General features: G+C 58.1%; 28 protein-coding genes. 6 read left to right on the forward strand and 22 right to left on the reverse strand.

Annotated elements, in window-relative coordinates:
- The first annotated feature begins 136 nt into the window (after window positions 1-136).
- On the forward strand, window positions 137-439 hold the full coding sequence (gene cowN, locus JZM60_RS02820; RefSeq protein ID WP_207164016.1) for a N(2)-fixation sustaining protein CowN: 303 nt from the start codon (window positions 137-139) through the stop codon (window positions 437-439).
- A 133-nt stretch (window positions 440-572) separates the two neighbouring features.
- On the opposite strand, the gene JZM60_RS02825 is transcribed toward cowN, so the two are convergent.
- The 4 genes from JZM60_RS02825 to JZM60_RS02840 all read right to left on the reverse strand — a co-directional run bounded on the left by JZM60_RS02825 (window position 573) and on the right by JZM60_RS02840 (window position 3,696).
- A complete protein-coding gene (locus JZM60_RS02825; protein ID WP_207164017.1) occupies window positions 573-1,616 on the reverse strand; it encodes a DMT family transporter in 1,044 nt (347 codons plus the stop codon).
- Between the two features lie 162 nt (window positions 1,617-1,778).
- The gene (locus tag JZM60_RS02830) at window positions 1,779-2,657 is read right to left on the reverse strand and encodes a metal-dependent hydrolase (protein ID WP_207164018.1); all 879 of its coding nucleotides are present in this window, start codon (window positions 2,655-2,657) and stop codon (window positions 1,779-1,781) included.
- 80 nt (window positions 2,658-2,737) lie between these two features.
- Entirely contained in the window at window positions 2,738-2,953 is a 216-nt protein-coding gene (locus tag JZM60_RS02835; protein ID WP_207164019.1) for a DUF1456 family protein, read from the reverse strand.
- Window positions 2,950-3,696, reverse strand: a complete 747-nt coding sequence (locus JZM60_RS02840) for an RluA family pseudouridine synthase (RefSeq protein WP_207164020.1) — start codon at window positions 3,694-3,696, stop codon at window positions 2,950-2,952. Before JZM60_RS02840 ends, JZM60_RS02835 begins: the two co-directional genes overlap by 4 nt.
- Window positions 3,697-3,812: 116 nt before the next feature.
- On the opposite strand from JZM60_RS02840, the gene JZM60_RS02845 reads away from it, so the two are divergent.
- Window positions 3,813-4,055: a type II toxin-antitoxin system ParD family antitoxin gene (locus tag JZM60_RS02845; RefSeq protein WP_207165446.1), complete on the forward strand. Its 243-nt coding sequence runs from the start codon at window positions 3,813-3,815 to the stop codon at window positions 4,053-4,055.
- A complete protein-coding gene (locus JZM60_RS02850; RefSeq protein ID WP_207164021.1) occupies window positions 4,055-4,357 on the forward strand; it encodes a type II toxin-antitoxin system RelE/ParE family toxin in 303 nt (100 codons plus the stop codon). Before JZM60_RS02845 ends, JZM60_RS02850 begins: the two co-directional genes overlap by 1 nt.
- Before the next feature lie 111 nt (window positions 4,358-4,468).
- Here JZM60_RS02850 and JZM60_RS02855 read toward each other — a convergent pair whose 3' ends face one another.
- The 3 genes from JZM60_RS02855 to JZM60_RS02865 all read right to left on the reverse strand — a co-directional run bounded on the left by JZM60_RS02855 (window position 4,469) and on the right by JZM60_RS02865 (window position 6,722).
- Window positions 4,469-5,632 carry a type II toxin-antitoxin system HipA family toxin gene (locus JZM60_RS02855; protein ID WP_241426353.1) on the reverse strand — a complete coding sequence of 388 codons (1,164 nt, stop codon included), beginning with the start codon at window positions 5,630-5,632 and terminating at the stop codon, window positions 4,469-4,471.
- A gap of 112 nt (window positions 5,633-5,744) precedes the next feature.
- Entirely contained in the window at window positions 5,745-6,083 is a 339-nt protein-coding gene (locus JZM60_RS16885) for a helix-turn-helix domain-containing protein (RefSeq protein WP_207164023.1), read from the reverse strand.
- 291 nt (window positions 6,084-6,374) lie between these two features.
- The gene (locus tag JZM60_RS02865) at window positions 6,375-6,722 is read right to left on the reverse strand and encodes a winged helix-turn-helix transcriptional regulator (RefSeq protein WP_045667396.1); all 348 of its coding nucleotides are present in this window, start codon (window positions 6,720-6,722) and stop codon (window positions 6,375-6,377) included.
- 131 nt (window positions 6,723-6,853) lie between these two features.
- On the opposite strand from JZM60_RS02865, the gene JZM60_RS02870 reads away from it, so the two are divergent.
- The gene (locus JZM60_RS02870) at window positions 6,854-7,849 is read left to right on the forward strand and encodes a YhdH/YhfP family quinone oxidoreductase (RefSeq protein ID WP_207164024.1); all 996 of its coding nucleotides are present in this window, start codon (window positions 6,854-6,856) and stop codon (window positions 7,847-7,849) included.
- A 103-nt stretch (window positions 7,850-7,952) separates the two neighbouring features.
- On the opposite strand, the gene JZM60_RS02875 is transcribed toward JZM60_RS02870, so the two are convergent.
- The 6 genes from JZM60_RS02875 to JZM60_RS02900 all read right to left on the reverse strand — a co-directional run bounded on the left by JZM60_RS02875 (window position 7,953) and on the right by JZM60_RS02900 (window position 12,335).
- Window positions 7,953-9,095, reverse strand: coding sequence for an IS256 family transposase (locus JZM60_RS02875; protein WP_241426420.1), 1,143 nt, complete (start codon window positions 9,093-9,095; stop codon window positions 7,953-7,955).
- Between the two features lie 301 nt (window positions 9,096-9,396).
- Window positions 9,397-9,669: a hypothetical protein gene (locus tag JZM60_RS02880; RefSeq protein WP_153305686.1), complete on the reverse strand. Its 273-nt coding sequence runs from the start codon at window positions 9,667-9,669 to the stop codon at window positions 9,397-9,399.
- Between the two features lie 14 nt (window positions 9,670-9,683).
- On the reverse strand, window positions 9,684-10,265 hold the full coding sequence (locus JZM60_RS02885) for a MerR family transcriptional regulator (RefSeq protein ID WP_167336803.1): 582 nt from the start codon (window positions 10,263-10,265) through the stop codon (window positions 9,684-9,686).
- A gap of 34 nt (window positions 10,266-10,299) precedes the next feature.
- Window positions 10,300-10,653: a type II toxin-antitoxin system MqsR family toxin gene (locus JZM60_RS02890; RefSeq protein ID WP_207164025.1), complete on the reverse strand. Its 354-nt coding sequence runs from the start codon at window positions 10,651-10,653 to the stop codon at window positions 10,300-10,302.
- 409 nt (window positions 10,654-11,062) lie between these two features.
- Window positions 11,063-11,743 carry a class I SAM-dependent methyltransferase gene (locus tag JZM60_RS02895; RefSeq protein ID WP_207164026.1) on the reverse strand — a complete coding sequence of 227 codons (681 nt, stop codon included), beginning with the start codon at window positions 11,741-11,743 and terminating at the stop codon, window positions 11,063-11,065.
- 13 nt (window positions 11,744-11,756) lie between these two features.
- Window positions 11,757-12,335: a formylmethanofuran dehydrogenase subunit E family protein gene (locus tag JZM60_RS02900; RefSeq protein ID WP_241426354.1), complete on the reverse strand. Its 579-nt coding sequence runs from the start codon at window positions 12,333-12,335 to the stop codon at window positions 11,757-11,759.
- A 112-nt stretch (window positions 12,336-12,447) separates the two neighbouring features.
- Here JZM60_RS02900 and JZM60_RS02905 point away from each other — a divergent pair, with 112 nt between their 5' ends.
- Complete coding sequence (locus JZM60_RS02905; protein WP_207164027.1) at window positions 12,448-13,962, forward strand: B12-binding domain-containing radical SAM protein; 1,515 nt, start codon at window positions 12,448-12,450, stop codon at window positions 13,960-13,962.
- A gap of 11 nt (window positions 13,963-13,973) precedes the next feature.
- On the opposite strand, the gene JZM60_RS02910 is transcribed toward JZM60_RS02905, so the two are convergent.
- From JZM60_RS02910 to JZM60_RS02930, 5 genes are all read right to left on the reverse strand, one after another.
- Window positions 13,974-14,279, reverse strand: a complete 306-nt coding sequence (locus tag JZM60_RS02910) for a HigA family addiction module antitoxin (protein ID WP_207164028.1) — start codon at window positions 14,277-14,279, stop codon at window positions 13,974-13,976.
- A gap of 13 nt (window positions 14,280-14,292) precedes the next feature.
- Window positions 14,293-14,571, reverse strand: a complete 279-nt coding sequence (locus JZM60_RS02915; protein ID WP_207164029.1) for a type II toxin-antitoxin system RelE/ParE family toxin — start codon at window positions 14,569-14,571, stop codon at window positions 14,293-14,295.
- 47 nt (window positions 14,572-14,618) lie between these two features.
- Complete coding sequence (locus JZM60_RS02920; RefSeq protein WP_207164030.1) at window positions 14,619-17,048, reverse strand: endonuclease MutS2; 2,430 nt, start codon at window positions 17,046-17,048, stop codon at window positions 14,619-14,621.
- Between the two features lie 158 nt (window positions 17,049-17,206).
- Window positions 17,207-17,572, reverse strand: coding sequence for a peptide chain release factor family protein (locus JZM60_RS02925; RefSeq protein WP_207164031.1), 366 nt, complete (start codon window positions 17,570-17,572; stop codon window positions 17,207-17,209).
- Window positions 17,573-17,574: 2 nt separating this feature from the next.
- Window positions 17,575-18,504, reverse strand: coding sequence for a DMT family transporter (locus tag JZM60_RS02930; RefSeq protein ID WP_207164032.1), 930 nt, complete (start codon window positions 18,502-18,504; stop codon window positions 17,575-17,577).
- Window positions 18,505-18,643: 139 nt separating this feature from the next.
- Here JZM60_RS02930 and JZM60_RS02935 point away from each other — a divergent pair, with 139 nt between their 5' ends.
- On the forward strand, window positions 18,644-19,273 hold the full coding sequence (locus JZM60_RS02935) for an O-methyltransferase (protein WP_207164033.1): 630 nt from the start codon (window positions 18,644-18,646) through the stop codon (window positions 19,271-19,273).
- A 4-nt stretch (window positions 19,274-19,277) separates the two neighbouring features.
- Here the strand turns inward: JZM60_RS02935 and JZM60_RS02940 are convergent, their stop codons facing one another.
- The 4 genes from JZM60_RS02940 to JZM60_RS02955 form a co-directional block, all read right to left on the reverse strand.
- The gene (locus JZM60_RS02940) at window positions 19,278-20,018 is read right to left on the reverse strand and encodes a DUF4197 domain-containing protein (protein ID WP_207164034.1); all 741 of its coding nucleotides are present in this window, start codon (window positions 20,016-20,018) and stop codon (window positions 19,278-19,280) included.
- 92 nt (window positions 20,019-20,110) lie between these two features.
- Window positions 20,111-21,139, reverse strand: a complete 1,029-nt coding sequence (locus JZM60_RS02945) for a GGDEF domain-containing protein (protein WP_207164035.1) — start codon at window positions 21,137-21,139, stop codon at window positions 20,111-20,113.
- 210 nt (window positions 21,140-21,349) lie between these two features.
- Complete coding sequence (gene polA, locus JZM60_RS02950; protein ID WP_207164036.1) at window positions 21,350-24,028, reverse strand: DNA polymerase I; 2,679 nt, start codon at window positions 24,026-24,028, stop codon at window positions 21,350-21,352.
- On the reverse strand, window positions 24,025-24,210 hold the full coding sequence (locus tag JZM60_RS02955; protein ID WP_207164037.1) for a DUF4177 domain-containing protein: 186 nt from the start codon (window positions 24,208-24,210) through the stop codon (window positions 24,025-24,027). Before JZM60_RS02955 ends, polA begins: the two co-directional genes overlap by 4 nt.
- Window positions 24,211-24,337 lie beyond the last annotated feature (127 nt).

Consider the following 24,337-nt stretch of genomic DNA (forward strand, 5'->3'; position numbering starts at 1 on the left):
TGGAACAAGAACGGCCGAAGAATCCCGTCATCTTTTAATGTTAAGATGCCGCCCCACCCATCCATCGGTCTCACCTGCCGCAAGAACAGGCAGCACCGGGACTTTTTAAAGGCAATAATACACGAAAGGAGACCCCATGAAAGCAAAGGAGACTGACCGTTATGTGACGTTCAAGGGAATCGACGGAGACGGCAACGCGCGCCGCTTGGTCGCCATGATGCGGCGGCATATCGACAATCCGGAAACGAGCAATCCCTTCTGGGAACACTTCAAAAAGAAGCTCGCTCTCTGCAACTCCCCCGAATCGAACAACGGCCGCGTGCTCGACGAGCTATTCCTGATCCACTCCTACATCAACAATATCCGTGAATTGCTCGAGGAGCAGGATGATCGCGAGGCACTGCAACTGCTGGACAGGATCGAGGAAGAGTCCTGCTAGAAAACCGGAAAACATCCCGGCCAGCCCGGCAACAGAAACTCCAATCAGAATAGAAAACCGAAGAAACGGCGATCTCCCGGAGACGTTGTTTTCTCAACATTCCCTCCCTCCCCGAGCATTGCACGTCCTTCCCCTAATGACTATGCCGATGATGGATGTCCGGCCAGTGGACATGGGAATGGGTAATCGGTTCGTGGACGTGGAAATGTTCGTGCTTTTCTTCACTCTCGCCTTCGACGTGCTCATGGTGATGATGCTCGTCATGCTCGTGGGAGTGGGAATGGGCAACCGCGTCATGGCGATGGAAGTGTCGATGGGCTTCCCCGTACAGTAAAAACACCCCGGAAACCATTATCAGTGCCGCAAGCCAGTACTCTCCCGGCGGCCGCTCTCCCAGGAGGATAACCGAAAGCACCGAACCGATGAACGGCCCCGAAGCAAACCAGGTGCTGGTTCTGGCGGAACCGATCTCTCTCAGGGCGTGAATGAAGAGCACCAGGCTGGCGCCATAGCTCAATGCGCCAATGAGAAGCGCCCCGGTGATTTGGAATGCCGTGACGTGGCCTCTGAAGAGAACCAGGGACATGAGCACGTTGAACAAACCGGCGCTCCATCCCTTGAGGCTTGCCAAAAGAGGGGCGGGAATTGTTTCAAGTTCTCGCGTCAGGTTGTTGTCGATACCCCAGAATAGGCAGGCGGCAAGCACGGCCAGACCAGGAATCGACACGTGCAGAGCGCCGGCACCGGTGGAGACGACCAGCACCGACGCGGCCACGATCAACAATTTCCCCAGCCATAACCTCCGTCCGATATTTTCGTGAAATATCAGCCACGCAAGCAGGGTTGTGGCAACCGCCTCGAAGTTCAGCAGCAGTGCCACCTCGCTTGCTGTCCCCCGTTGTATGGCATAGGCGAGAAAGAGCGGCGCCGCAACGCCGCCCGAAAGGATGGCCCCCGCCAAAAGGCACTTCTGTCTCAAGGAAAGGTTCAGCAGGTGTCGGCGAATGTCGGTCCCCCGATGGAACACCACGCCGGTAAGACCGATGCCCGACCCGAGATAGAGAAGTCCGGCGAGAAGTGATGATGGCATCTCTCCGATAATGGCTTTGCAAGCGACCGGAGAAATGCCGAAGAGCGTTGCGGAGAGAATTGCCGATTGCAGGGCTGTTTTTTTCATTTTCTCGTTTTCGTGATCAACGGAGCTGAGTTTAACCGGTGCGGCAGAGTTTGCCGCGCCGGTATCTACGCCGATGTCGGCAAATCCTCAAGTGAGTTGGCAATTATCGTCATTGAAAACCAAACAAATCTGTCCCGGATTTCCGTGCATCTGATGGTCATATCACCTCCCGGCGCCTCGGGGCGGCTTCATTGCATGCGCCAGGGGCAGGGTCAAGGTCTCCCCCACCTGGAGAATCTTCACGGTGGTGCCGGGGCTGGCCTTTTTCGTCTCCTCGGCGAACTCGCCGGGGGTGCCGGTCAGTACCGGGAAGGTGCCGTAGTGCATCGGCACGGCAACCCTGGCGCCCGTCAGCTTCACCGCCTGGGCCGCCCGCTTCGGCCCCATGGTGAACTTGTCGCCGATACAGACCAGCATCAGGTCGATGGGGCCGAAATCCTTCACCAGCGCCATGTCGCCGAACAGGTCCGTATCGCCGGTATGGTAGATGGCCGGGCCATTCTTGACCGAGATGACGAAGCCCCCCGGCTGTCCCCCGTACTGGAGGCTCTTCACCGGCACCGCCGCGCCTTCGGCCGCTTCGAGGCCCGAACCGTGCACGGCCGGAATGAACGCCACCTTCACCTCGCCGTCAAGGAGCGCAATATGTCCACCGAAATACCCCGTGGTGGCAAAGCCGAACTGCTTCTCCGGAAAACCGCCATACTGGACCATGGCTTTGCCCAGATCAAAGGTGGCCACCAGCTGGGCACCGGTCTTTTTGGCAATCTCCACCGTATTGCCAATGTGGTCGCCATGACCATGGGTGAGGAGGATCAGGTCCGCCTTGTCAATGGCGGCAAGGGTTTCCGCCCCCTTGGGGTTCTTGGGATTGTCGATCCATGGGTCGATGAAGAGAATCCTGCCGCCGGGGGTGACGATTTTGTAGGCCGATTGGCCAAGCCAGGTGACCTGGGTCAGCGGCGCGGCCAGGGCGAGAACCGGCAGGAGTGCTAAAAGAGCGGCGGCAAACACGATGCTGAAAAAACGTCTCGGGGTCATACGATTTCTCCTATCATGATCTTGGCTTTCCATCATTTCCTGAAATCAGACAACAAAGAGCTCCCTTGGACGGGGGACGATCAGGAAGACCGGTCCCCAAGCGTCAACCCCCGTATGAAGTTGCGGAGGAACTGGTCGTCGCAGGCAGCAAAGCCCGGCTCTTCCTCTTTCTTCAGCAGCTTCAGCACATCGATCGGTTTGATGTCATGGCCGCCCAACGCGCATAATCCGGCAATGGTTTCGCCATTCAGGTTCAGGGCGTAGCGGAGCCTGCGGAGCAGATCGTTATTGGTCATGGTGTATCCTTTGCGGGAGTCCCGACCGGTGCGGCTGTCGGCATTGCGATGCTTCCGACCAGGCGGGTGAAATAATCGGGGATGCGGGTTTCAAAGGTCAGCCGTTTGCCGCTGACCGGATGGGTGAATGAGAGCGACCGGGCATGGAGCGCCAGGTTGCCATGGGACTCGCTCCCCTTGCCGTATTTTCTGTCCCCCACGACGGGGTGGCCCATTTCCGACAGGTGCACCCGTATCTGATGCTTGCGTCCGGTAAGGAGGTGGATCTCCAGCAGGCTGAACCCTTTCGCCTCCTTGATGACCGCGTACTCCGTATGGGACAGCTTCCCCAGCGCCGGGTCAGGGGTTGAATAGACCTTAAGGGCGCTGTTCTCAGCCAGGCAGCTGCTGATTGTCCCTGCCTTCACCGCGAGCCTGCCACGCACGACCGTTAGGTAGCGCTTGTCGGTATCCTGCCAGTGCTCCTGCAGATACATCTTGGCGGCTTCACTCTTGGCGAGGATCAGGATGCCGGAGGTATCCCGATCAAGGCGATGGACGATGTAGACCCGGTTTCTGGAGCGGTGATCGCCCTTGCGGACGTACTCGTTGAGAATGGTATGAACCGTTCGCGACTTGTCCCGGTCCGTCCCAATCGTCAGGAGGCCGCACGGCTTTTCCACCACGATGACATCCTTGTCCTCGTAAAGGACCGTAAGTCCTTTGGGGTGATGTTTGGTTGTCGGGCGTTTGGCAGCAGGCATGGTTGCCTTTCTCGCCTTCTCTTTTCAACGGCTGTTTCCTATTGGTTTCCCACCTTAATTTATACCAATAGATATTAATAATTTGAGATTATATTAAAATCACTGGAGGTATTGTGATGCAAAAAAATACCAGTGTCACGTTAGGTCCGCACTACGAGAAATTCATTTCCCAGCAGGTCGCCCAGGGCCGCTTTGGTTCGGCAAGCGAGGCTATCCGGGCTGGTCTACGGCTTCTGGAGGAACGGGAGACCAAGCTTTCCCTGTTGCGACGCGCGCTTATCGAAGGTGATGAAAGCGGCACCGCCGATTATTCCCTGAAGGACCTGATCAATGAGATTGACGATGAAGGTCTCAACTGATGCCTTCTTTCACCCTCACCAACCTGGCGAAAGCTGATTTGAAAGAAATCGGACAGTACACACAAAAGCATTGGGGGCGCGACCAACGCAACCTCTATCTGGGAATGCCGGATGCTTCCTTTCGGCAACTGGCAGACAATCTCCTTGCGGGTAAGGATTGCAGCGATATTCGGGATGGGTACCGGAAATTCCGCACCGGTAGCCATGTAATCTTTTATCGGCAAAAGTCCGATGACGCCATCGAGATTGTCCGTATTCTGCATGGGCGCATGGATTGTGACACGCGGCTTTATTCGGCCTGAGATCCTTGTTTTGCGAGATATGGGGCGATCAACGCCAAAAGGCGCGCCGGCGAGCGCAGTGAAGACCGCGTGCCGCCGCGTGTTGGTCATGCTCTAATTGAGTGGTTTGCCTTAACAATACCTTTTTGCTAACCCCTTGAGCGAACCGCCCTCTAAACCTTCAAAGGCAAAGGGATTAAGTACCTGATTTCTCCACATCATGTTACGGTCAATCTCGCTCAAATCCGCCTCTTCACAAACCTTTGACCAATTTTCCTCAATACAACGGATGTGCCCTTCAATAATCCGGACTGCTTCTGCTTCGTGGAGCAGGAAATGTGGAGCAGCTTTCAAGCAGGTGGTAATCTGGCTCGAATTTTGGCCATCTGAAATCAACATTGCCTGCGATGCTGTTCGGCCAGTTCGGGACTGCGGGCAAATGTCGTAAGCAGGGGTAAGTTGCAGCATGCGACCATTCCAAAAAGCAGCATGGTTACGGGCGTGGTCGTCGGTGTTGCCTATTAAGATATTGAAGACAATGCGGGAAAAAAGTTCTTTAAGCGTTGATGGGGCCAGCACGAATCTTTCCCGTACCAAATTCGCCAAATCATGATAGCTTGCATATCTCGCCATCATCTCGTCGAGCTGTAGCATCGTCAATGCGGAAACAATCCCCTTCCGTTGCCAGCCAGCAGGTGTAGCAACGCGATCAAATCGCTTCACCATTAATACATCTTTGCCAGCTACATTCAAAAGGTCCACCGGGGCTACTTGTAAACCAGCCATCAGCGCCAACCTCATGGCGATAAACTCGGCTTTTACAACCGAGTAAAGATCAGTTGAAGTTGAAAATTTGGCGATGTATTTGTGATTGTCGCTTTGTACCAACGCTTTCGGCCGTGCCCCGCCAATAGAGGTGCCATGCTGCAGAGCTTGGGCGAGTTCAGGAGTTAGCGGCACTCCTTTCTCTACCAATTCGGCGGCCTTGATTAGCTCTTCCAGGGGGGCGCCGGCAGCAAACCTGGGTATGTACTCCGTTGGAGAAAGTTGAAAATCCAGTGCTCCTATTCGATCGGACCCGGACTCGATTAGATAACTAAGCTCATCAATGCTGCCCGGGTCAATCTGTAAGGCTGTTTTACCGAACCTTTTATTCAGAATTACCCGGCGACCCCAAGCATCGGGGGCTGCGTCACGTAAGCAACCTGGCATAGTGAGCCCTGTCACGAGGGGGATGATGCCGGACGTCAGCGGCAGCTCTGCGTCGTAAACAGGTATGGCGTTGTGGCGTTCCAAGTAGCTGCGTCCATAGTTAAAAATGTACGTCCGCCCCTGCGCCGCGAGTCTCCCTGCAACAACCGGCTCTGTCTCGTCCGGAAGCCAGATCCAGACATATAGTTCTGTTGGATTAGAAATCATCGTGAACCTTTATCGAAGACCTGATCCGGCTGGGCAGAACTGCGAGCCTGTCGTTCACCCGGTCCAAATGCATAGTAATAGTGGAACGGTCGCCTGAGTCGAACAACTTTACCCCAACTAGTACAGCCAGCTCGAAAAATAACCCGATTGCACACCCAGGATCACCGCGTTCAATTCTTTGCAATGTCCGGCGAGCTATACCAGCGCGTCCGGCTAAGTCGTTCTCAGACATCCTGCGCTCCCGCCGCTCCAGTCGAATCAGCTTACCTAGAAGTTCCGTCGCCTCGCGGGTAGCAGGGAGATACGTTCTGTTTTGTGATGATGGCATAAGTCCGCCTGGACACTATAGTAGTCTTTGCACTCTTAAAGGATACCATAGTATCCATTTTCTAGAGTAAATTGTCAATACTGGTTAGGGAGCAGACTCCGAACCTGTGATCCGTTCGAGCGTTCAACGCACAGCAATTTATTCAATTATTATTCTCATTTTTTCTCGCCCAACGGCGTGGGCAATGACCCGTCCGCCCAGGTTTTTCGGGCGGTCGGCGTCCATGGGCCTTGTTGGGTATCCATTTCTAATTTTCCTTTTCCAAAGGCTGACCCGTCTCTTGTTTTCGTCCTACTCTTCTGTGCAACACAGGTCGATACCTTCAGTCTTTTGCAGATAATCCTGCCCCCACTGGCACATCAGTTCCAGAATCGGAAGAATCCTTCGACCCTCGTCGGTTAAGGAGTATTCGACTCGTGGCGGAACTTCGGCATATATTTTTCGGTGGATCAGTCCATCCGCTTCAAGCTCCCGCAGTTGCTGAGTCAGCATCTTCTGGGTGACTGATCTCAGGCGACGCTGCAATTGAGCGAAGCGCAAGGTCTTGAGACGCAGATGCCAGAGAATAAGCCCCTTCCACTTGCCACCCACAACCGCCAGAGTAACTTCCACTCCACAACTAAAATTTGAGACACTCATAATAAACCTCTTTATATTCAGCATAGTATCATTTTCGATACTACATAACTTAATTGTCAGTACTTGTTATTATCACAATATTGATCTAGGCTGAAAAAATCAAATCAATTATCATTCCTTGGGAGAAAGTCATGTCCGGAAAATTCAAGGCACTGTTGGTCAAACAACCCGAGAAAAAAGTCTTTACGCGCACGATTATTGAGCGCGATGTTGATGATCTCCCTGCCGGCGAATTGCTGGTTCGGGTACACTATTCTTCTCTCAATTTCAAGGATGCTCTGTCTGCCACGGGTAATCCCGGCGTAACCCGCAACTTCCCACATACACCCGGGATTGATGCAGCCGGAGAAGTGGTCAGCTGCAGTGACGGCAGTTTTGCCCCCGGTGATCAGGTCATAGTCACAAGTTATGATCTTGGCATGGAGACCGATGGCGGCTTCGGGCAGATGATCCGGGTGCCAAGCAAATGGGCATTGAAGCTGCCGGCTGGTCTCAGCCTCAGGGAAAGCATGATGCTGGGGACTGCCGGATTGACGGCAGCGCTCTCAGTCTACGAACTGGAACAGGGTGGTGTTAGACCGGAAGACGGCCCGATACTCGTCACAGGGGCAACAGGAGGGGTTGGCAGCCTTGCGGTTGCAATTCTCGCCAAGGCTGGCTACCAGGTGACGGCTGCTACTGGAAAAATGTCGGAGGAAGAGTATTTAAAGGCAATCGGCGCAGCCGACGTTGTCGAGCGGAACGAGGTCACGCAGGGGAGCGAGCGACCCATGATGAAACCCGTCTGGGCCGGGGTTGTAGATTGTGTCGGTGGCGAGATGCTTGTGGCAGCCATCAAGTCGACCAAGCCTAGGGGAGTTGTCACCTGCTGCGGTCTAGTCGGTTCCAGCGACCTAGCGCTGAATGTCTTTCCCTTTATACTCAGAGGAGTGCGATTAATCGGGGTTGATTCCGCTGAGTGCCCGATGCTTCACCGTACTGAAGTCTGGCACAGTCTGGCAACGAAGTGGAAACTCAACGCTCTTGAGTCGATGGTCGAAGAGGTTGGCCTTGACGGGCTCGAAGAGAAGATTCAGTCGATGCTGAAGGGTGGGCTCAAAAGACGTATACTTGTGCGGCTGTTCTAATTCATTTTTAATTATTTATGCGACCAACGGCTTCGAGCTGACCTGCATGGGGGTAGTGTAAAGAATTTTTCGCTTTTTTCTTTTTGGCAGTGCCTTCAAAAAGTTAGACAGCCTCAGCCCCTTCGAGTTGCTGGTTCAGTTCCTGTTCTCTGAGAAGATCGATATTGAGGTAGCGTTTCGTTCCCCACTGGGTTCCAGCAATGTGACGCAGTCTAGCGGCGCAGAGCATCAATGCCGAGTGCCCGTCGGGGAAAGCGCCAACAACTTTCGTCCGCCGTCGGATCTCTTTCATGATCCGTTCAAGGGCGTTATTGGTCCGGATGCGGATGCGATGCTCGCGGGGAAAGTCATAGTAAGACAAGGTTTCGGCAATCGATTCCTGAACCTTCTTGGCCGCTTCCTTGAGCTTCATCGCCTCCAGCTTGGCAAAGACAGCCTCGGCCTTTTCCAGGGCCGCCTTCTTGTCTTCCGACGCATGGATCGCCTTGAGCATGGCCGCTACTTCCGCCATCCGCTTTGCCGGCACCACGCTGAAGACATTGCGGTAGAAATGAACCGTGCAGCGCTGCCATTTGGTTTGCGGGTAGAACTCAGCCAGGGATTCCACAAGCCCCATGCAAGCGTCGGTGATGAACAGCCGCACGCCAGTGAGACCCCGCTCTTTGAGGTGGCGCAGGAAGCTCGACCAGCCGGCCTTGTCTTCCTTGGCCCCTTCGCAGACACCGAGGATTTTGCGATATCCTTGGTCATTGACGCCGATGGCTACTAGTACCGAGACATTGGTCACTTCGCCGCCCCAGGAGCGCTTAAGCACGATGCCGTCCAGATAGACGTAGGGGAACTCCCCTTTGATGGGACGGTTTCGCCACTCCTCGATCTTGGCGTAGACCTTCTTGTTAAGGTTGCTGATAGTGCCGGGACTGACCTTGGTTCCCCACAGGGTTTCGGTAATGTCTTCGATTCGTCTTACTGAAACACCGGCCAGGTACATCTCGATCAACGCTTCTTCCACCGAGGTTTCACGCCGACGGTAGCGCTCGATGATGGCCGTCTCAAAGGTCTGGCGCCGGAGCTTCGGCATGTTTAACGTCACTTCTCCGGCCTTAGTCTGGAGCTTACGCTGGTAATAGCCGGCTCGGGTATCGGCTCTGGCCTCATGACGCTGATACTTCTCGGCGTTACACAAACGGTCTGCCTCGGCATCGAGCATTCGGTTCAGGGTCTCTTCTACGGTACTGCGGACCATTTCTCCAAGGTGGTCGCGGACGGCAGTTTCATTCAGTTGGATGATTTGGGCCTTTGGGGTACAATGTTCTTCCACGGCAGCGTGCTCCTTTCGGGTCGAATTTTCGTTTGGCGACGCAATTCTAACCGATTCGAGGCACTGCCGTGCTTCATTTTAAAAAAGCGAAAAATATTTTACGTTATCTGCATGGGTTTACCGTGTCAGGTCTAGCGTACTGGTTATACGATTCGCTCTTTGAAAATCAAATAAAAAAAGCGCCATGTAGACGGCGCTTTAGTTTACGTTTATCAGAGTTGTGAGATTAAGCCTTGGGCTTAGATACTTTTTTGGCTTTACTCGCTTTTGGTGCCTGTTTAACTGGAAAATGATCTAGAGCAGTGGCTAAATTTTCCAGGAATTCAATTGCTGAATCCTTAGTAAAAACAGTTCGGACATTTTCATAATATCCATCAGGGGATTCTGAAATTAATTGCAACAGTATGCCGCCGTCAAGCCGGCAAGCGATATTAACTCCATCGGTATGCATAGTAGGCAAACTGCTTAATTTAATTTTAACTTCAGCTTTTTCAGGCATAAGTAAATCCTTTATCAATGTGTAGTTGCACAAAAAATCCTTTTTGTGCGGGCCTGCCCAGAGCACTTAGTGAATAATTCCATATGGGGTTTCATCCCGTAAATTTCAAGCTTGCCATATAGCGATTTGTCATATGGAATAATGGCATCGATGTAATTGGTATGCGCCTTCTTTTTCTCATAAAACTCTTGTTTTTGGGGAGCTAACATAATCCGTCCATCTTTGCCTGTGCGCTTGAACTCCTCCACTGATTTTTTATAAAATAGCTTCTTGTTATCGATAGTGACAGAGTAAATAAAGCCTCTTTTGATGCGAGAATGCTTGCTAAAAGCTTGCTTTGTAATGCCAAGGATGTCAGCGGCTTCATTCAAAGAAATAAAGTCACCTATAGGAAGGGAATAAATTGCATCAGACTCTTTTTTGCTTATAAAATCATGTATTTTCTTGGATTCGTTAAAATCTATAGAAATGTCTCCGCAATCTCTACATTTCGAGTGCTTAACATGCGGGACCAAAATGCGCCCAAGCACCTTACTGGCAAAACTAATACTTCCAATTACTGAACTAACTGCTCCGTTGCACATATCACAACGCATAATAGCCTTTCTAAACGGCAAAATAAGAAATAAATTAATTGTAGAATTCTAGTTCATGAAAGCTGTTGATTATTACTTTTTGATCGCTGTTTCTGATATACAAGTGAATATAGACATTTTCGCCATCCATGATATTTCTGGCCTTATAATAGTCTATGACTGTATGCGGAAGGTGTCGGTGCTGTTCTTTCTTGTAGTAATGGTTGTTTTGCTTATCGGCAGCATGGTCTTTATCATTGAGCTTCAAAAGGCATTTTTTAATTTCTTCTGGCCCCCATCCAAAATCGTTACGCGCCCCGTCAAGTGCATTAGGCTTGATTTCAAATTCTCCGGCCTTGATTTTGGCTTTAACGCCAGCTAAAGGATAGTGTGGTGAGCTAGTTGGCACGTTCGCTTGCCCTCAATAATAATCAAAAGTTGACAGTTGTCAACCGATAATTGAACTCGGGTGTTTTTGTCGGCGCAGGCTAACCATAACATCTCAGGCAGCGAATTCAATACTAATTTCTCAAGACTGCTAATGATTTCAGCCATGACACGGTGATCGATCATCTCTTTCAATTGGTCCTGTATAACGGGGTGCCCGGTTCACCCGCTTCGCCCAGTTTTTCCGGGCGGGGCGGCGTGCAACCGGCTGGTTATGCCATGTTCTTCTTTTGGCTATTTGGAGTAAATCATGGACAATCTTGTGAAGCTCTTTTCTTCGGACACTCCCCAGATTATTTCTGACCCTAACCATATTTAGTAATTTTTCACTTTATTACTACCCATGATTAGTAAGATCAAGCCCCACGTTCTCATCCCCGCCGCAAAACATTCAACCTCCTGCCAGCATCGAGCACAACCCCCTCCGGCACACGATACCGGGCAATAAACTCCCGCACCTCATGCCGGTACGCCTCCGGTTTCCCGGCAAAGCCGGGGAGTTTCGCGGCAATGAAGTCATCCTCGTCGGCAAAGAGGAACTGCACCCTGAACAAAACCGTTTCCCCCACGGTCCAGCCGTCGAGCCGGTTCATGGCCCCGATGGCGGCCTCCCGGCCGGGGCGCTCGTCGCCGCTGCCGGCGCCGAAGCGTTCCTTGATCTCCGTGAAGGAGCCGCCGTCGCCCGGCTCCACCACGACGATGACGCCCCCTTCCCGCAGGAGAGATGCGGCGATGCAGAGGTTTTCGTCCATATGGGCAAGGGGGACATGATGAAGGGAGAGGGTGTAGATGACGACGTCGAAGGAAGCGGGGGGGAAGTTGAGGATGCCGTCGGGCATGGGGAAGAATGTGACGTTATCAGCGGGGTCGGCTGCCCGGGCCTTTGCCAGGGCAGCTTCGTCGGGGTCCACGGCCACCACTCGACTTGCGTGGCGGGCCAGGTCGCGGGTGATGCGGCCGGTGCCGCACCCCACTTCGAGAAGCTCTTTGCCCGCCAGGCCGCAGTGGGCGGTGATGGTGAGGATATACTCGTCGGTGGGGTCCTGGATCATGGTGCCCTCCGTGCTACTTGACCACCCGCACCGTGACCACCTCGGCTTCGGGGGCGGTGCGGAACCAGGCATAGATCCCCTCGACCTCCTTCTCCAGCCGCTGCCGCTCCGGTGAACCTGCGGGAAGGGCGCGGGCCTTCTTGGAGAGGTCGCGGGTCGGCTTTGCCTTTTCCTCGGCCACTTTAGTCAGGCGGGCCTCCACCTGGCGGCCGTTCTTCTCGGCGGTGAGGAGAAGCCGGTGCTCGTTTTTGTCCACCACCTCCATGGCCTTGTTCCCGAGGGTGATTCCCGCTGCCACCTGGATGCCGTCCACAGGGCAGGAGTGGTCGAAATACCGGGCCTTCAGCTTACCTTCGCCTCCGGCAGCCTTCAGGGCGGCCTTGGCCGCGAGCCCCAACCGCGCCCCCATGAGGGAGCCGGCGCAGGTATGGCCGTGGAACCGGAGCAGGAAGTCGTAGAGACCGGGGTCGGGCGGGGCTGAGGCCTGAGGGCTGGCACCCGCCCCGCCGGCAGCCAGCGCCATGAAAAGGACAGACGAGAGGCCAAAGCGTGAAACTAGCCGGACAAGGGTAAAAACGGGTTGTTTTTTCATGGCAATCTCTCCTTTTACATAAAAATTACAGCCGTCTGATCCACAGGCGGGTACAATTTCACATCAAAACTGCCCCCACCGGACAGGGAATTCATGGATCACGGAGGATCCCATGAACGTTCTCCTAGTCTACCCCCGCTACCCCGATTCCTTCTGGAGCTTCCGCCACGCCCTGAAATTCGTCGGCAAGAAGGCGGCCTTCCCGCCCCTGGGGCTCCTGACCGTTGCCGCCCTCTTTCCAGCAAACTGGAAAACGCGGCTCATGGACCAGAATGTCCGCGATGTGGCCGACGAGGATCTCGCCTGGGCCGACATGGTTTTCGTGAGCGCCATGACCATCCAGCGGGACGCAGTGCGGGCTATCCTCGCCCGGTGCCGTACACTCGGGGTCACCACCGTGGCCGGCGGCCCCCTCTTCACCAGCTCTCCCGAAGAGTTCCCCGAGGCGAACCACCTGGTGCTGGGGGAGGCGGAGCTGACCCTTCCTCCCTTTCTGGCGGATCTGGCGGCGGGGCGCGCCCGGCACTGCTACAGCACCGAAGGGCGGGCCGACCTCGGCCTGACCCCCCTCCCCCGGTGGGAGCTTCTCGACATCCGGGACTACGCCGCCATGAACATCCAGTACTCCCGCGGCTGCCCCTTCGACTGCGAGTTCTGCGACATCACCCAGCTTTTCGGCCGCAGGCCCCGCACCAAAGGGAGGGGGCAGCTGATGGCAGAACTGGACGCCCTCCACGAGCGTGGGTGGAAGGGGGGCGTCTTTTTTGTGGACGACAACTTCATCGGCGACCGGAACAAGCTGAAGCGGGAACTCCTCCCCGCCCTCATCGCCTGGCAGGAGGCCCACGGGCACCCCTTCTCCTTCTTCACCGAGTCCTCCATCGACCTGGCCGACGATCCCAGGCTCATGGCACTCATGGTGGAAGCGGGGTTCACGGAGGTATTCATAGGCATCGAGACCCCCTACGAGGAGGGGCTCGACGAGAGCGGCAAGGTGCAGAACCGTAACCGCGACCTACTCGAGAGCGTCAAGCGGATCCAGCGGGCGGGGCTTCAGGTGCAGGGTGGGTTCATCGTCGGTTTTGACAGCGACCCGGCATCCATCTTCGAGAAGCAGATCCGTTTCATCCAGGAGAGCGGCATCGTCACCGCCATGGTGGGGATGCTCACGGCCCTGCGGGGGACCAAGCTCCACCGGCGCCTGGCAGAGGAGGGGCGGCTTCTGCGGGACACCTCGGGGAACAACACCGCCATCGCCCTCAACTTCGTTACCCGAATGCCGGCGGACACCCTCATCCGGGGCTACCGGCAGATCCTCAAGAGCATCTACTCCCCCCGCCCCTACTACCGGCGGGTCATCACTTTCCTGAAAGAGTACCGGACCCCGCCGGGGGGGTTCCAGCCGAACCCGGCCCACCTGCGGGCGTTCTTCTCGTCGATCCTGTTCCTGGGGGTGCTGGGGCGGGAGCGGTTCCAGTACTGGAAGCTCTTCGCCTGGTCCCTGTTGAGGCGCCCCCGCCTCCTCCCCCTGGCCATCACACTGGCAATTTACGGGTTCCACTTCCGGAAGGTGGCCGAGAGTATCAGCGCCAGCGGCATGTTCGAGGGGAAGGAACTCGCGGAGTGAGGTCCCCTCGTTTACGCCACTAGGCGAGTATGGACTTCACGCTCAATTTTCGTCCCCAGCTCCCGTTCGGCGATCTTAAGGTCATAGCTGGTCTGAAGATTAAGCCAGAACTGGGGAGTCGTGCCGAAGTACCGGGCCAGCCTTAGTGCCGTATCCGGCGTGACGGCACGGCGCTCGCGCACGATGTCGTTGATGCGCGGGGCAGGCACCTTGAGTTCAAGCGCCAGCGCATGGGCGCTCATCCCCAAGGGAACAAGAAATTCTTCTCGCAACACTTCACCGGGATGGATGGGGCGCATTCTGTTTGTGGGATTCATACGATTCATCTCCTCAATGGTAATCCACGATCTCGACATCAAAGGCGTTGCCATCCTCGAGGCGAAAACAGAGGCGCCACTGATCGTTGATTCGGATACTCCACTGTCCTTTGCGGTCGCCGCGCAGGGCTTCCAGACGGTTGCCCGGCGGGGATCGGAGATCTTCGGGCGCATGGGCATCGTCGAGCATTTGCAGCTTTCGCTCGGCAACCGTAGCGAACGCCTTGAAGCGGCGCGGGCTTTTGCCCTCGAACAATGCCTGGGTGTCCTTGCAGCGGAAGGTCTTGATCATAGCAAAAGAGTATAACGCGCAGCGTTAAACGTCAAGCAGACTTTTCCCTACCTTAGCAACACCACAGTGGCCCCCTCCCCCCCTTCGAAGGGCTCGCCGGGGCGGAACTCCCGCACCAGTGGGTGGCCGTCCAGATACTCCCGGACTCCCCGCATGAGGGCACCGGTCCCCTTGCCGTGGACGATCCGCACCTCGCCGTACCCTTCCAGGGATGCGTGGTTCAGGAACGGCTCCAGCCGCCCCAGGGCCTCGTCCACCCGCAGGCCGATGAGGTTCAGTTCGTGGGGCGCGGACTCCATGGACGGAGTGGCGATCTTGGCGGCGGCCCTGGCCTTGGGTTTTTTCGCCCCCTTTTCCCTCGGCGGGGCCACGTCGGCGGCATCCACCGCCAGTTCGAAGGTGCCGGCCCGGACCTTGAGGGTGCCGGCCTTGCGGTCCACGGCAAGGACGGTCACGTCGTGGCCCAGGCGCTTCACGTGGACCGTGTCCCCCTCGTTGACGGCATCCAGGGGAAGGCGCTCCTCGGGATGGAACTCCTGCAGCTTCGCCTCCACGGCGGCCTCGGCCTCGTCGATCTTCTTCCTCGCCTCGCGGCTCTTCTCCTTCCGGGCCTCTTCGATGATGGCGTTCACCTCCCGCCGGGCGCCCCGCACGATCTCCTTTGCCTCCTGGAAGGCCTTTTCCACCGCCTCCCGCCGCTTGGCCTCGGCTTCGGCCAGGCGCTCCCGGGCGCTGCGGGCCTTCTCTTCGGCATCCCGCCGCAGCCGCTCCGCCTCGGCCAGGGCCTCCTCATGGCGGCGGCGCTGGTCCTTCAGCTCGGCCAGGAGCTCGTGGAACTCGGTCTCCATCCGGGAGAGCATACCGGTGGCAAAGTCCACCACCCGGTCGGGGAGGCCGTAGCGGCGGGCGATCTCCAGGGCGTGGGACTGTCCCGGCTCCCCTTTCTTGAGGCGATAGAGGGGGGTGAGGGTGGCGCGGTCGAACTCCATGGAAGCGTTCACCATCCCCTCCCGCTTGTGGACGAAGCCGATGATGTCGGTGAGGTGGGTGGTGGCGATGATCCGGGCACCCTTCTCCTGGAGGTCGGCCAGAACGGCGCAGGAAATGGCCGCCCCCTGGACCGGCTCGGTGCCGGTCCCCAGTTCGTCCAGGAGGACCACGGTCCGGTCGTCAGCCCGTTCGAGAATCCCCGCGATGTTGGCAACATGGGCCGAAAAGGTGGAGAGGCTCTGTTCGATGGACTGCTCGTCGCCGATATCCACCAGGAGGCCGGAGATGATAGGAAACGACGAGGTGGAGGCCGCCGGTACCGCAATCCCCGCCAGGGCCATGAGGTGAAGGAGGCCGGTGGTCTTGAGGGCGATGGTCTTGCCGCCGGCATTGGGGCCGGTGATGACCATGACCGAATCAACTCCCTCCCCCTCACCCCCTCCCATCGAGGGAGGGGGAAACGCTCCCTCTCCCCTGGTGGGAGAGGGGAAATTCGTACCCAGTGACAGATCAAGGGGCACCACCGTGCCGGTCCCCCACTGCCGGGCCATGAGGGCCAGGAGGGGATGGCGCCCGCCGCTCACCCGGATGAAGCGCTCATCGTTGATCTCGGGGGTCTCGGCGCCGAGGGAATCGGCAAAGGCAGCTACGGCATTCAGGAGGTCCAGCCGGACCAGGGTCCGGAACTGCTCCGCCATTTCGTCGGCCTCCCGACGGATCATCCGGCAGATGGTCCGGACGATGCGGATCATCTCCGCCTTCTCCTCGGCCACCAGGTTCTCCAGCTCGTTGGCGAGGCCGATGATCTCCAGGGGCTCCATGAAGGCGGTCTCGCCGGAGTTGGAGACGTCGTGCACCACGCCGGGGACCATCCCCTTGGAGTCCATCCGGACCGGGATCACCCACCGCCCACCCCGCTGGGTGATGAAGTCGTCCTGGAGGAAGGTGGTGACGCCGGTCTCCCGGACTATTTCACTCAGCCGCCGCCGGATCCGCTCCGTGAGGGAGCGCTTTTTCTTGCGCAGGTCGAAGAGGAGCGGCGAGGCGGAGTCGAGGATCTCCCCCTCGCTGTCGAGGGAAACCTCCAGCTCGTCCAGGATGTCGGGAAAACCGGTCATATGGCCCGCCAGCTCCCTCAGGAGCGGGATGTCGGACCGGTAGGCGAGCTGCTTGGCAATGGCGGTCATGGTCCGGAGCAACGGAAAGAGGACCACCAGCTCCGTGGGGTCGAGAACCGCCCCCTCGGGGCGCACCGCGTCCAGAAGCGCCGTAATGTCCTCGAAGGAAGAGAGGGGGATGGCGATCCCCAGCTGGGACATGCGCCGGATCTCGTCCACCTGGCCGAAGCGCCGGGTTATGGCAGCACGGTCGTCCATGGGGCTGATATGGGCAATCTCCCCGGCGGTGGCGGTGCTGTGGCCATAGACGGCAATGGCCGCGAGGATCTTGTCGAATTCGAGGGTGCGGAGGGTTTCGGGTCGTATCATTCATTATCCTTTAATGCGATAAAATCTTTTTTCACCACGGAGACACGGAGAACACGGAGAAAAACTTTTCTTAGGGTTTTAAACCCTTAAAAGAGTTTTTCAGATTTTGAAGTTCTCCGTGCCCTCCGTGTCTCCGTGGTATGAATCGGTCGTTGGTGTTATTCCTTCTCGTACTTCCCGCCGGCGCGCCGTTTCCGCCGCGCCTTCTGCTTTTTCAGCTTCTCAACCTTGGGGTCCCGGAAGCTCTCCCCCTTCTGCAACCGCTCAACACGCTCCAGGATCTCCCGCCGGGCCAGGAACCGGTTCACCGACTGGCTCCGGTCCTTCATGCACTTCACCTCGATCCCCGTGGGGCGGTGCTTTATCTGCACGCAGGTGGCGGTTTTGTTCACGTGCTGGCCGCCCGCGCCGGAGGACCGGACGAAGGTCTCCTCCAGGTCGGCCTCGGCCACCCCCAGTTCCGCCATTTTCTCCCGGAGCCAGCGGTTCTTCTCTTCGCTGACGGCAAAGGCAGGGGTGGCCATGGCTACACCTGCCCCGCGTCATCGAGACGGTAGAGGCGTCGGCGGCGCTGCTCCAGGTAGAGCCTCAACGCAAGCGGCCCCGCCACGGCCAGGAGTATCAGCATGCAGCCGGCGAGTTCCTGGGGGGTGAGGCGTTCCCCCAGGATGAATACCCCGGCCAGCATGCTCCAGATGGGGTCGAGGGTATAGATGAGCCCGGCCCTGGTGGGGGTTGTGTAGCGCTGAAACGCATTCTGCAGCGTGAAGCAGATAATCGTGGGGAAGATGGCGCAGTAAACCAGGGACCAGGCTCCGGAAGCCCCCATGGTGAACGGGGGCCACGGCATGACCATGGTAACCAGAGCCCCCACCAGGGCCACGGTGGCGAACTGCACGAAGGTGACCAGATAGACGTCATCGTCCCGCAGGACACGGGATACCGCAATAATCTGCCCGGCGATGAAGACTGCGCAGATGGTGGAGAGGAGGTCGCCCCGGTTGAACCCCTCGGCCCCGCCGCTGGCCAGGAACCAGAGGCCGACAAGGGCTACGGCGATGCCGCCGGCGGTTATCCGGTCGAGCCGTTCGCGCCAGAAGAGAAACGACAGCAGGGGTACGAAGAGCACAAAGAGGTTGTTGAGGTAGCCGGCCCGGGAGATGGTGGTGCCGGATACCCCCAGGACGAACATGAGGTTCGCCGACGCCAGCGCGAGCCCCACCAGCGCCCCGCGCCTGACGGTGTCACGGTTCAGGCGAGTTAACCGGGGAATGCAGATAACCCCCATCAGAAACGCCGCCAGGGCGAAGCGGAAGAAGTAGAACTGGAGCGGGGGAATTTCCCGCATCCCGATCTTGGTGAAGAGAAAGCTCCCCCCCCACATGACCGTGGTGAGGATGAGCATGGCCGTGGCTTTACCCTGGGACACCGCTCTGGTTTCATGCACATCATTCATTGAATCATTAAAGACCGGGGGAATGAGGAAGTCAACAGGCAGTTTAGCCTTTTCCGGCGGGCGAAATTGCGCACACTGCCGAAAGTGTTAGACTTAAGTCGATTAAGGGGAAACAGTACCGCCGGAGGAGATGCGAACGATGATTCCCATAACCGATACCCGTATCGAAGAGTACCTGAATGGGCTCGCACCCGAGGATGATCCGGTTATTCTCAGCATGGAGCGCCGGGCGAAGGAATCGGACTTTCCCATTGTGGACCGGCTGGTGGGGCGGTTCCTGTACCTGCTGACCCGGCTCAGGCAGCCGCAACTCGTGGTGGAGATGGGGTCGGGCTTCGGCTATTCCGCCTGGTGGTTCGCCCGGGCCATCAGCATCACCGGCAAGGTGGTCATGACCGACTATTCCGCAACGAACATCGCCTTTGCCCGCTCCCGGTTCCAGGAAAGCGGTCTTGCCGACCGACTGGATTTCCGGGTCGGCAATGCCCTGGATATCGCCCGCGAATACCACGACATCGACATCCTCTTCATCGACATCGACAAACACCAGTACCGGGAGGCCATTGAAGCAATGATCCCGCACCTGGCAAAGAACGCCCTGGTAATCGCGGACAACGTCCTGTGGTACGGCAAGGTTGTGGAAGGAGAGGATGATCCCGACACTGGCGGCATCCGTGAGTTCAACGACTTCATGGCCGGCCGCGAGGACTTTTTCACCACCATCCTCCCCCTTCGCGACGGGGTTATGGTCTCCTACAAACTATCCTGACCCGCTACTTGCCGAACACCGTCTTCAGCAAATCCGTGGTCCGGGCCGCCGGGTTGGTCCGGATCTTCTTCTCTTCCGCGGCGACCATGGTAAAGAGACCGTCCAGCGCCTTGTTGGTCACGTAATCATCCAGGTCCAGGGACGGTTTTCCCCCGAAGGCGGCAAGGGGGAGCGCCTGATATTTCCCGACCATATCCTGGAAAGCCTTTACCGTCCCCACCTCTCCCATGGTATTTCCCACCGTCGGCTTGAAAGCATTGTAGAGTTTGGTGCGGGTCTTCTTCTCGAAAAAGTCAGTGGCGGCCCGGTCGCCGCCGTTCAAAAGCCCCCGGGCATCATCCACGGTCATCTCCCGGATGGCGTCGCCGAAGTAGCTCGCCGCCTGGGGCGCTGCCTTCTCCGCCGCACGGTTCATGCTCAGCACGAAATCGTCCACCTGTTTCTGGTATCCGACTGTCCCCAGAAGATCGGCCGCTTTCTGGACCTTGCCGGGGAGCATGATCTTGATGAGGGAGTTGCCGAAATAGCCGTCCGGCTTCGCCACCTCGTTCACGGCCCGCTCGGTGCCGGTGGCCAGGGCTTCCTTGAGCCCCTTGATGATGGTGGAATCGTCCAGGCTGCTCCCCATCCCCCCTTGGAGGAGCGGCGCCGCCTGGCGCGTGAGATCATCCAGGAAGCCGGCTCGGCTTGGGGATGCGGATAAGATGAGCGATAGAGAAAGGATGGAGACGAGGATGGAACGCATGGGGCACCTCCCTGTGATTAATCTGCTTCACAGGGGAAGTATGCCCCGATTTTGATTCAGCGCAAGCGGGAGATAAATTGACCGGAAGGGTGTTACTTCATGATGACCCTGTTCTTGCCGGTGTACTTGGCCTGCATCTGGCACTCGTCGGCCTTGCGGACCAACTCCTCCAGGGACTTGTCCACATCGGAACCGAAGGTTCCCTGGGCGACGCCGATGCTTATGGTTACCGGAACAATCCGGGAGCTGGCCTCCTCCACCTGCATCCGCAGGTTCTCGGCCACGGCCTTAAGGGAAGCCGGTTCGACCGGCGAGAGATAGACGATGAACTCGTCCCCGTCGTACCGCCCCACCAGGTCTGAACGCCGCAGGTGAGACATGATCGTGTCAGCCACCACCTGAAGCACCCGGTCGCCGGTCTGGTGGCCGTAATTTTCACCCAACAGCTTGAAGTAATCGATATCGATAAGCATGATGGCGGCATTGGTGCCGCTGCGTTGGGCCGAGTAAGCCATGGCGGAAGCCGCCTTGAAGAAGCCGGCTCGGGTAAGGAGCCCGGTCAGGGCATCCACATGGGATTGGGTCGCCAGTTGCCGTGCCTCGTTCCAGAGGCGGAAGAGGGCCTCACCGAGAAGCTCGGTTTCTGCCGTGGCCATGCCGCAGGTGCCGATACCGTCGATGAAACTGCGCAGATAGCGGCCATAGCCCATGTCATTGACATCCTCGCCGGTAACGTCCTTTGTCATGCGGCAGAGGCTGGCGAACGCCGGGTGGAGGAGATAGAGCTGGATCCGGAATCCCAGGAGACAAGCCGCCTCGGGAGTGGGGGATGCCTGGTAGAGCTCGAACTGCTCGTCGAGGTTTTTGCCGATCATCTCAAGCTCTTCACGGGTTTCGGCAGGCTTGTAGATGACCAGGGGCACGGCAGCGCCATCGGCAAGAGGGGCGTTGAGGCGCTCGCAGAGGGCGCTGTGATGGTTGGTTTCAGAGGCCACGGTGTCCCAGAAACGCCGGGCGTCATCCTGAAGGGCATGGGAGGCAAAGGCCCTGAAGATGCCGGCGGCCTTCTTCTCCAGATACAGGCACGATTCAAGGATCTCCTGCAGAATGTCACTCCCCATCGCTGCCTCCCCTCCCCCGTGGCGACCGGGGGCAAACTCTCGGTAGTATTAGTATAAGATTGTAAACAGTAGCACGAAAAATGCACACAATTCTATGCATATATTGTTAATTAGCGACGTCTATAAAAGCACGGCCGGATCTGTCGTCATCGGGACGAAACAAGAATCACCTGTTTCGCCGCTGCCCCGGGTTGGATGCCCGGCATATATTCAGTGGGCCTCGCTCCAGTTGCTGCCGTGGCTGATATCGACCTTCAGGGGAACACGCAGCGCCACGGCGTGCTCCATCTCGTGCTCGACCAGCTGCTCCATGGCCACCACCTCGTCTTTCGGCACCTCGAAGACCAGTTCGTCGTGGACCTGCATGATGAGACGGCTCCGCATCCCTTCGCGCTTCATCCGCGCCGTCGCCTTCACCATGGCCTCCTTGATGATGTCGGCGGCAGAGCCCTGGATGGGATAGTTTACGGCGTTGCGCTGGGCAAAGGCCCGGATGTTGCCGTTGCTGCTAGTGATGTCCGGGATCGGGAGCCGCCGTCCCAGAAGGGTCGTCACGTACCCATTCTCCTCCGCTTCCCGCACGCAGCCGTCCAGGAAAGCCCGGGCGCCTGGGTGGCGGGCGAAGTAGTTATCGATGAATTCCTTGGCCACCTTGGTGGCGATGCCGAGCTGCCTGGCGAGGCTGAAGGCCCCCTGGCCGTAGATGACCCCGAAGTTGATGGCCTTGGCCTGGCGCCGCATCTCCGGGGTCACCATCTCGGGAAAGAGGCCGAAGACCTCGGCGGCGGTGCGGGTGTGGATGTCCTCGTCCCGGGCGAAGGCGTCGCAGAAGACCCGGTCCCCCGACATGTGGGCCAGAACCCGGAGCTCGATCTGGGAGTAGTCGGCGGAGAGAAGCAGATGCCCCTCTTCGGCGATGAAGGCACGGCGGATCCGCCGCCCCTCCTCGGTCCGGACCGGTATGTTCTGGAGGTTCGGCTCCGACGAGGAGAGGCGCCCGGTGTTGGTGACGGTCTGGTTGTAGGAGGTGTGGACCCGCCCGGTTACCGGCTGCACCAGCTTGGGGAGGGCGTCGGTGTAGGTGGATTTCAGCTTCGCGAGCCCCCGGTACTGGAGGATGGCGGAGGCGATCCCATGGCCCGCCTCGGCCAGGCGCTCCAACTCCTCCACGTTGGTGGACCAGCCGGTCTTGGTCTTGGTCTTCTTGCCGGTGGGGAGCTTCAGCTTCTCGAAGAGCATTTCCCCCAGCTGTTTGGGGGAATTGATGTTGAACGGCTCCGGCGCCAGCCCCATGACCATCCCCTCCAGTTCAGCCAGTTGTTTGCCGAACCCGGCGGAGAGTTCCCCGAGAAGCTCCAGGTCCAGCTTCACCCCGGCCAGCTCCATCTCGGCCAAGATTTGAACAAGCGGCATCTCCACATCAAAGAAGAGACGCTCCATCCCCATATCCGCCACCCGCGGCAGGAAGAGCCGATGGAGAAGCCACGCGGCGTCCGAATCCTCGCAGGAATAGGTGGAAGCCTTCTCCACCGGCACCTGGGCGAAGTTCACCTGCTCCTTTCCCTTCCCCGCCACCTCTTCGTAGGAGATCATCTTGTGGTCCAGGTGCTCCACGGAAAGGGAGTCGAGGCCGTGGCCGGAGCGGACCGGGTTCAGGAGGTAGGAGGCGACCATGGTGTCGCACCAGACTCCTGACGGCTTGATGCCGTTACAGCGGAAGACCTGGTAGTCGTACTTCAGGTTCTGCCCCACCTTGCGGATTTTCGGGTCGGTGAGGAGGGGGCGCAGGGCATCCAGCACCCGCTGGCGGGGGAGCTGCTCCGGCGCTCCCAGGTAGAAGTGCCCCACCGGGATGTAGCACGCCTCGTGGTCCCGGCAGCTCAGGGAAATGCCAACGATCTCCGCCTCCAGGGGATTGAGGCTCGTGGTCTCCAGGTCCACGGCAACGGTGCCGGCGGCCTTCAAATCTGCCAGGAGCGCCTGGAACTCCTCCTCCGTGGAAATCGTCCGGTACTGTTCGGTGGAGAGGGTCGCCTCGCTGGTCAGCTCCTTCATGAGGGTGGTGAAGCCGTACTCCTTGAAGAGCTCGGCCAGGCGCCGGTTGTCGGGGGAAGAGGCGGCGAAGGCCGCGAAGTCGAACTCCATCGGCACGTCCCGCACGATGGTGGCCAGCTGCCGCGAGAGGCGGGCCTGGTCGGCGAACTCCCGGAGTTTCTCGCCCGTCTTCCCCTTCACTTCGCCGGCCCGTTCCAGCAGCGCGTCCAGGGAGCCGAACTCCTGGATCAGTTTGATGGCGGTCTTCTCGCCGATGCCTGGGACGCCGGGGATGTTGTCGGAGGTGTCGCCCGCAAGCCCCAGGATGTCGATCACCCCTTCCGGGCCGACGCCGAAGCGCTCCTGCACCTCGGGAATGCCGGAGACCTTGTCCTTCATGGTGTCCAGAAGCGTAACCCGATCGGTCACGATCTGCATCAGGTCCTTGTCGCCGGTGACCACCACCGCCTCCATCCCCCGCTCTTCGCACTGGCGGGCAATGGTGCCGATGATGTCGTCGGCCTCGTACCCCGCCAGCTCCAACGCCGGGATATTGAACGCCCGGACCATATCCTTGATGGGAGCGATCTGGGGGACCAGGTCATCGGGCATGGCGGAGCGGTTGGCCTTGTAGTCGGGGTAGAGATCGGTGCGGAAGGTGGTGCGCCCCACGTCGAAGACCACGGCGATATGGCCGGGACGGCGGTCCTTGATGACCTTGAGGAGCATCTGGGTGAAACCGTAAAGGGCATTGGTGGGGAACCCCTTGGGGGACGACAGGTGCCGGATGGCGTAATAGGCCCGGTAGATATAGGATGAGCCGTCAATGAGGTAGAGGGTCTGCTTTCCGGTCACGGCGCCACCTCCCGCTCTTCCCGCGTGAAGAAGACGAAGGCCATGGCGGGGCGCCGGCTCGCATCGCGCATGGCGAACTGCATCCCGTCGAAGCGCCACCCCTTGGCGGTCCACTCGTTGAGAACCTCTTCCAGAACATCTTCGGTTACGGTATTTACCTCAACCACTTTATATATGGGCACAGGGAACCTCGTTGATGGATTTACCCGGACAGCAGCCAGGGCGGGCCTTGGCCGCGAGCGCCTCCCGCGACCATAAACCATTAAAACTGTTGCAAAATTTTACTTTTACGCCAGTTGCATTCCGCCA

The sequence above is a fragment of the Geobacter benzoatilyticus genome (genome assembly GCF_017338855.1).
GTDB classification, from domain to species: domain Bacteria; phylum Desulfobacterota; class Desulfuromonadia; order Geobacterales; family Geobacteraceae; genus Geobacter; species Geobacter benzoatilyticus.

What these genes read in the sequence shown, in the direction of transcription:
- JZM60_RS02910 (WP_207164028.1), bottom strand. Translation starts at nt 14,279, where the DNA reads ATGAATCCCACAAACAGAATGCGCCCCATCCATCCCGGTGAAGTGTTG.
- JZM60_RS02920 (WP_207164030.1), bottom strand. Translation starts at nt 17,048, where the DNA reads ATGATACGACCCGAAACCCTCCGCACCCTCGAATTCGACAAGATCCTC.
- JZM60_RS16885 (WP_207164023.1), bottom strand. Translation starts at nt 6,083, where the DNA reads ATGCCATCATCACAAAACAGAACGTATCTCCCTGCTACCCGCGAGGCG.
- JZM60_RS02850 (WP_207164021.1), top strand. Translation starts at nt 4,055, where the DNA reads ATGCCTTCTTTCACCCTCACCAACCTGGCGAAAGCTGATTTGAAAGAA.
- JZM60_RS02925 (WP_207164031.1), bottom strand. Translation starts at nt 17,572, where the DNA reads ATGGCCACCCCTGCCTTTGCCGTCAGCGAAGAGAAGAACCGCTGGCTC.
- JZM60_RS02830 (WP_207164018.1), bottom strand. Translation starts at nt 2,657, where the DNA reads ATGACCCCGAGACGTTTTTTCAGCATCGTGTTTGCCGCCGCTCTTTTA.
- JZM60_RS02870 (WP_207164024.1), top strand. Translation starts at nt 6,854, where the DNA reads ATGTCCGGAAAATTCAAGGCACTGTTGGTCAAACAACCCGAGAAAAAA.
- JZM60_RS02915 (WP_207164029.1), bottom strand. Translation starts at nt 14,571, where the DNA reads ATGATCAAGACCTTCCGCTGCAAGGACACCCAGGCATTGTTCGAGGGC.
- JZM60_RS02900 (WP_241426354.1), bottom strand. Translation starts at nt 12,335, where the DNA reads ATGAAAAAACAACCCGTTTTTACCCTTGTCCGGCTAGTTTCACGCTTT.
- JZM60_RS02930 (WP_207164032.1), bottom strand. Translation starts at nt 18,504, where the DNA reads ATGAATGATGTGCATGAAACCAGAGCGGTGTCCCAGGGTAAAGCCACG.
- JZM60_RS02935 (WP_207164033.1), top strand. Translation starts at nt 18,644, where the DNA reads ATGATTCCCATAACCGATACCCGTATCGAAGAGTACCTGAATGGGCTC.
- JZM60_RS02835 (WP_207164019.1), bottom strand. Translation starts at nt 2,953, where the DNA reads ATGACCAATAACGATCTGCTCCGCAGGCTCCGCTACGCCCTGAACCTG.
- JZM60_RS02845 (WP_207165446.1), top strand. Translation starts at nt 3,813, where the DNA reads ATGCAAAAAAATACCAGTGTCACGTTAGGTCCGCACTACGAGAAATTC.
- JZM60_RS02840 (WP_207164020.1), bottom strand. Translation starts at nt 3,696, where the DNA reads ATGCCTGCTGCCAAACGCCCGACAACCAAACATCACCCCAAAGGACTT.
- JZM60_RS02895 (WP_207164026.1), bottom strand. Translation starts at nt 11,743, where the DNA reads ATGATCCAGGACCCCACCGACGAGTATATCCTCACCATCACCGCCCAC.
- JZM60_RS02865 (WP_045667396.1), bottom strand. Translation starts at nt 6,722, where the DNA reads ATGAGTGTCTCAAATTTTAGTTGTGGAGTGGAAGTTACTCTGGCGGTT.
- JZM60_RS02875 (WP_241426420.1), bottom strand. Translation starts at nt 9,095, where the DNA reads ATGGTCCGCAGTACCGTAGAAGAGACCCTGAACCGAATGCTCGATGCC.
- JZM60_RS02945 (WP_207164035.1), bottom strand. Translation starts at nt 21,139, where the DNA reads ATGGGGAGTGACATTCTGCAGGAGATCCTTGAATCGTGCCTGTATCTG.
- JZM60_RS02905 (WP_207164027.1), top strand. Translation starts at nt 12,448, where the DNA reads ATGAACGTTCTCCTAGTCTACCCCCGCTACCCCGATTCCTTCTGGAGC.
- JZM60_RS02885 (WP_167336803.1), bottom strand. Translation starts at nt 10,265, where the DNA reads ATGCGTTGTGATATGTGCAACGGAGCAGTTAGTTCAGTAATTGGAAGT.
- JZM60_RS02825 (WP_207164017.1), bottom strand. Translation starts at nt 1,616, where the DNA reads ATGAAAAAAACAGCCCTGCAATCGGCAATTCTCTCCGCAACGCTCTTC.
- JZM60_RS02880 (WP_153305686.1), bottom strand. Translation starts at nt 9,669, where the DNA reads ATGCCTGAAAAAGCTGAAGTTAAAATTAAATTAAGCAGTTTGCCTACT.
- cowN (WP_207164016.1), top strand. Translation starts at nt 137, where the DNA reads ATGAAAGCAAAGGAGACTGACCGTTATGTGACGTTCAAGGGAATCGAC.
- JZM60_RS02940 (WP_207164034.1), bottom strand. Translation starts at nt 20,018, where the DNA reads ATGCGTTCCATCCTCGTCTCCATCCTTTCTCTATCGCTCATCTTATCC.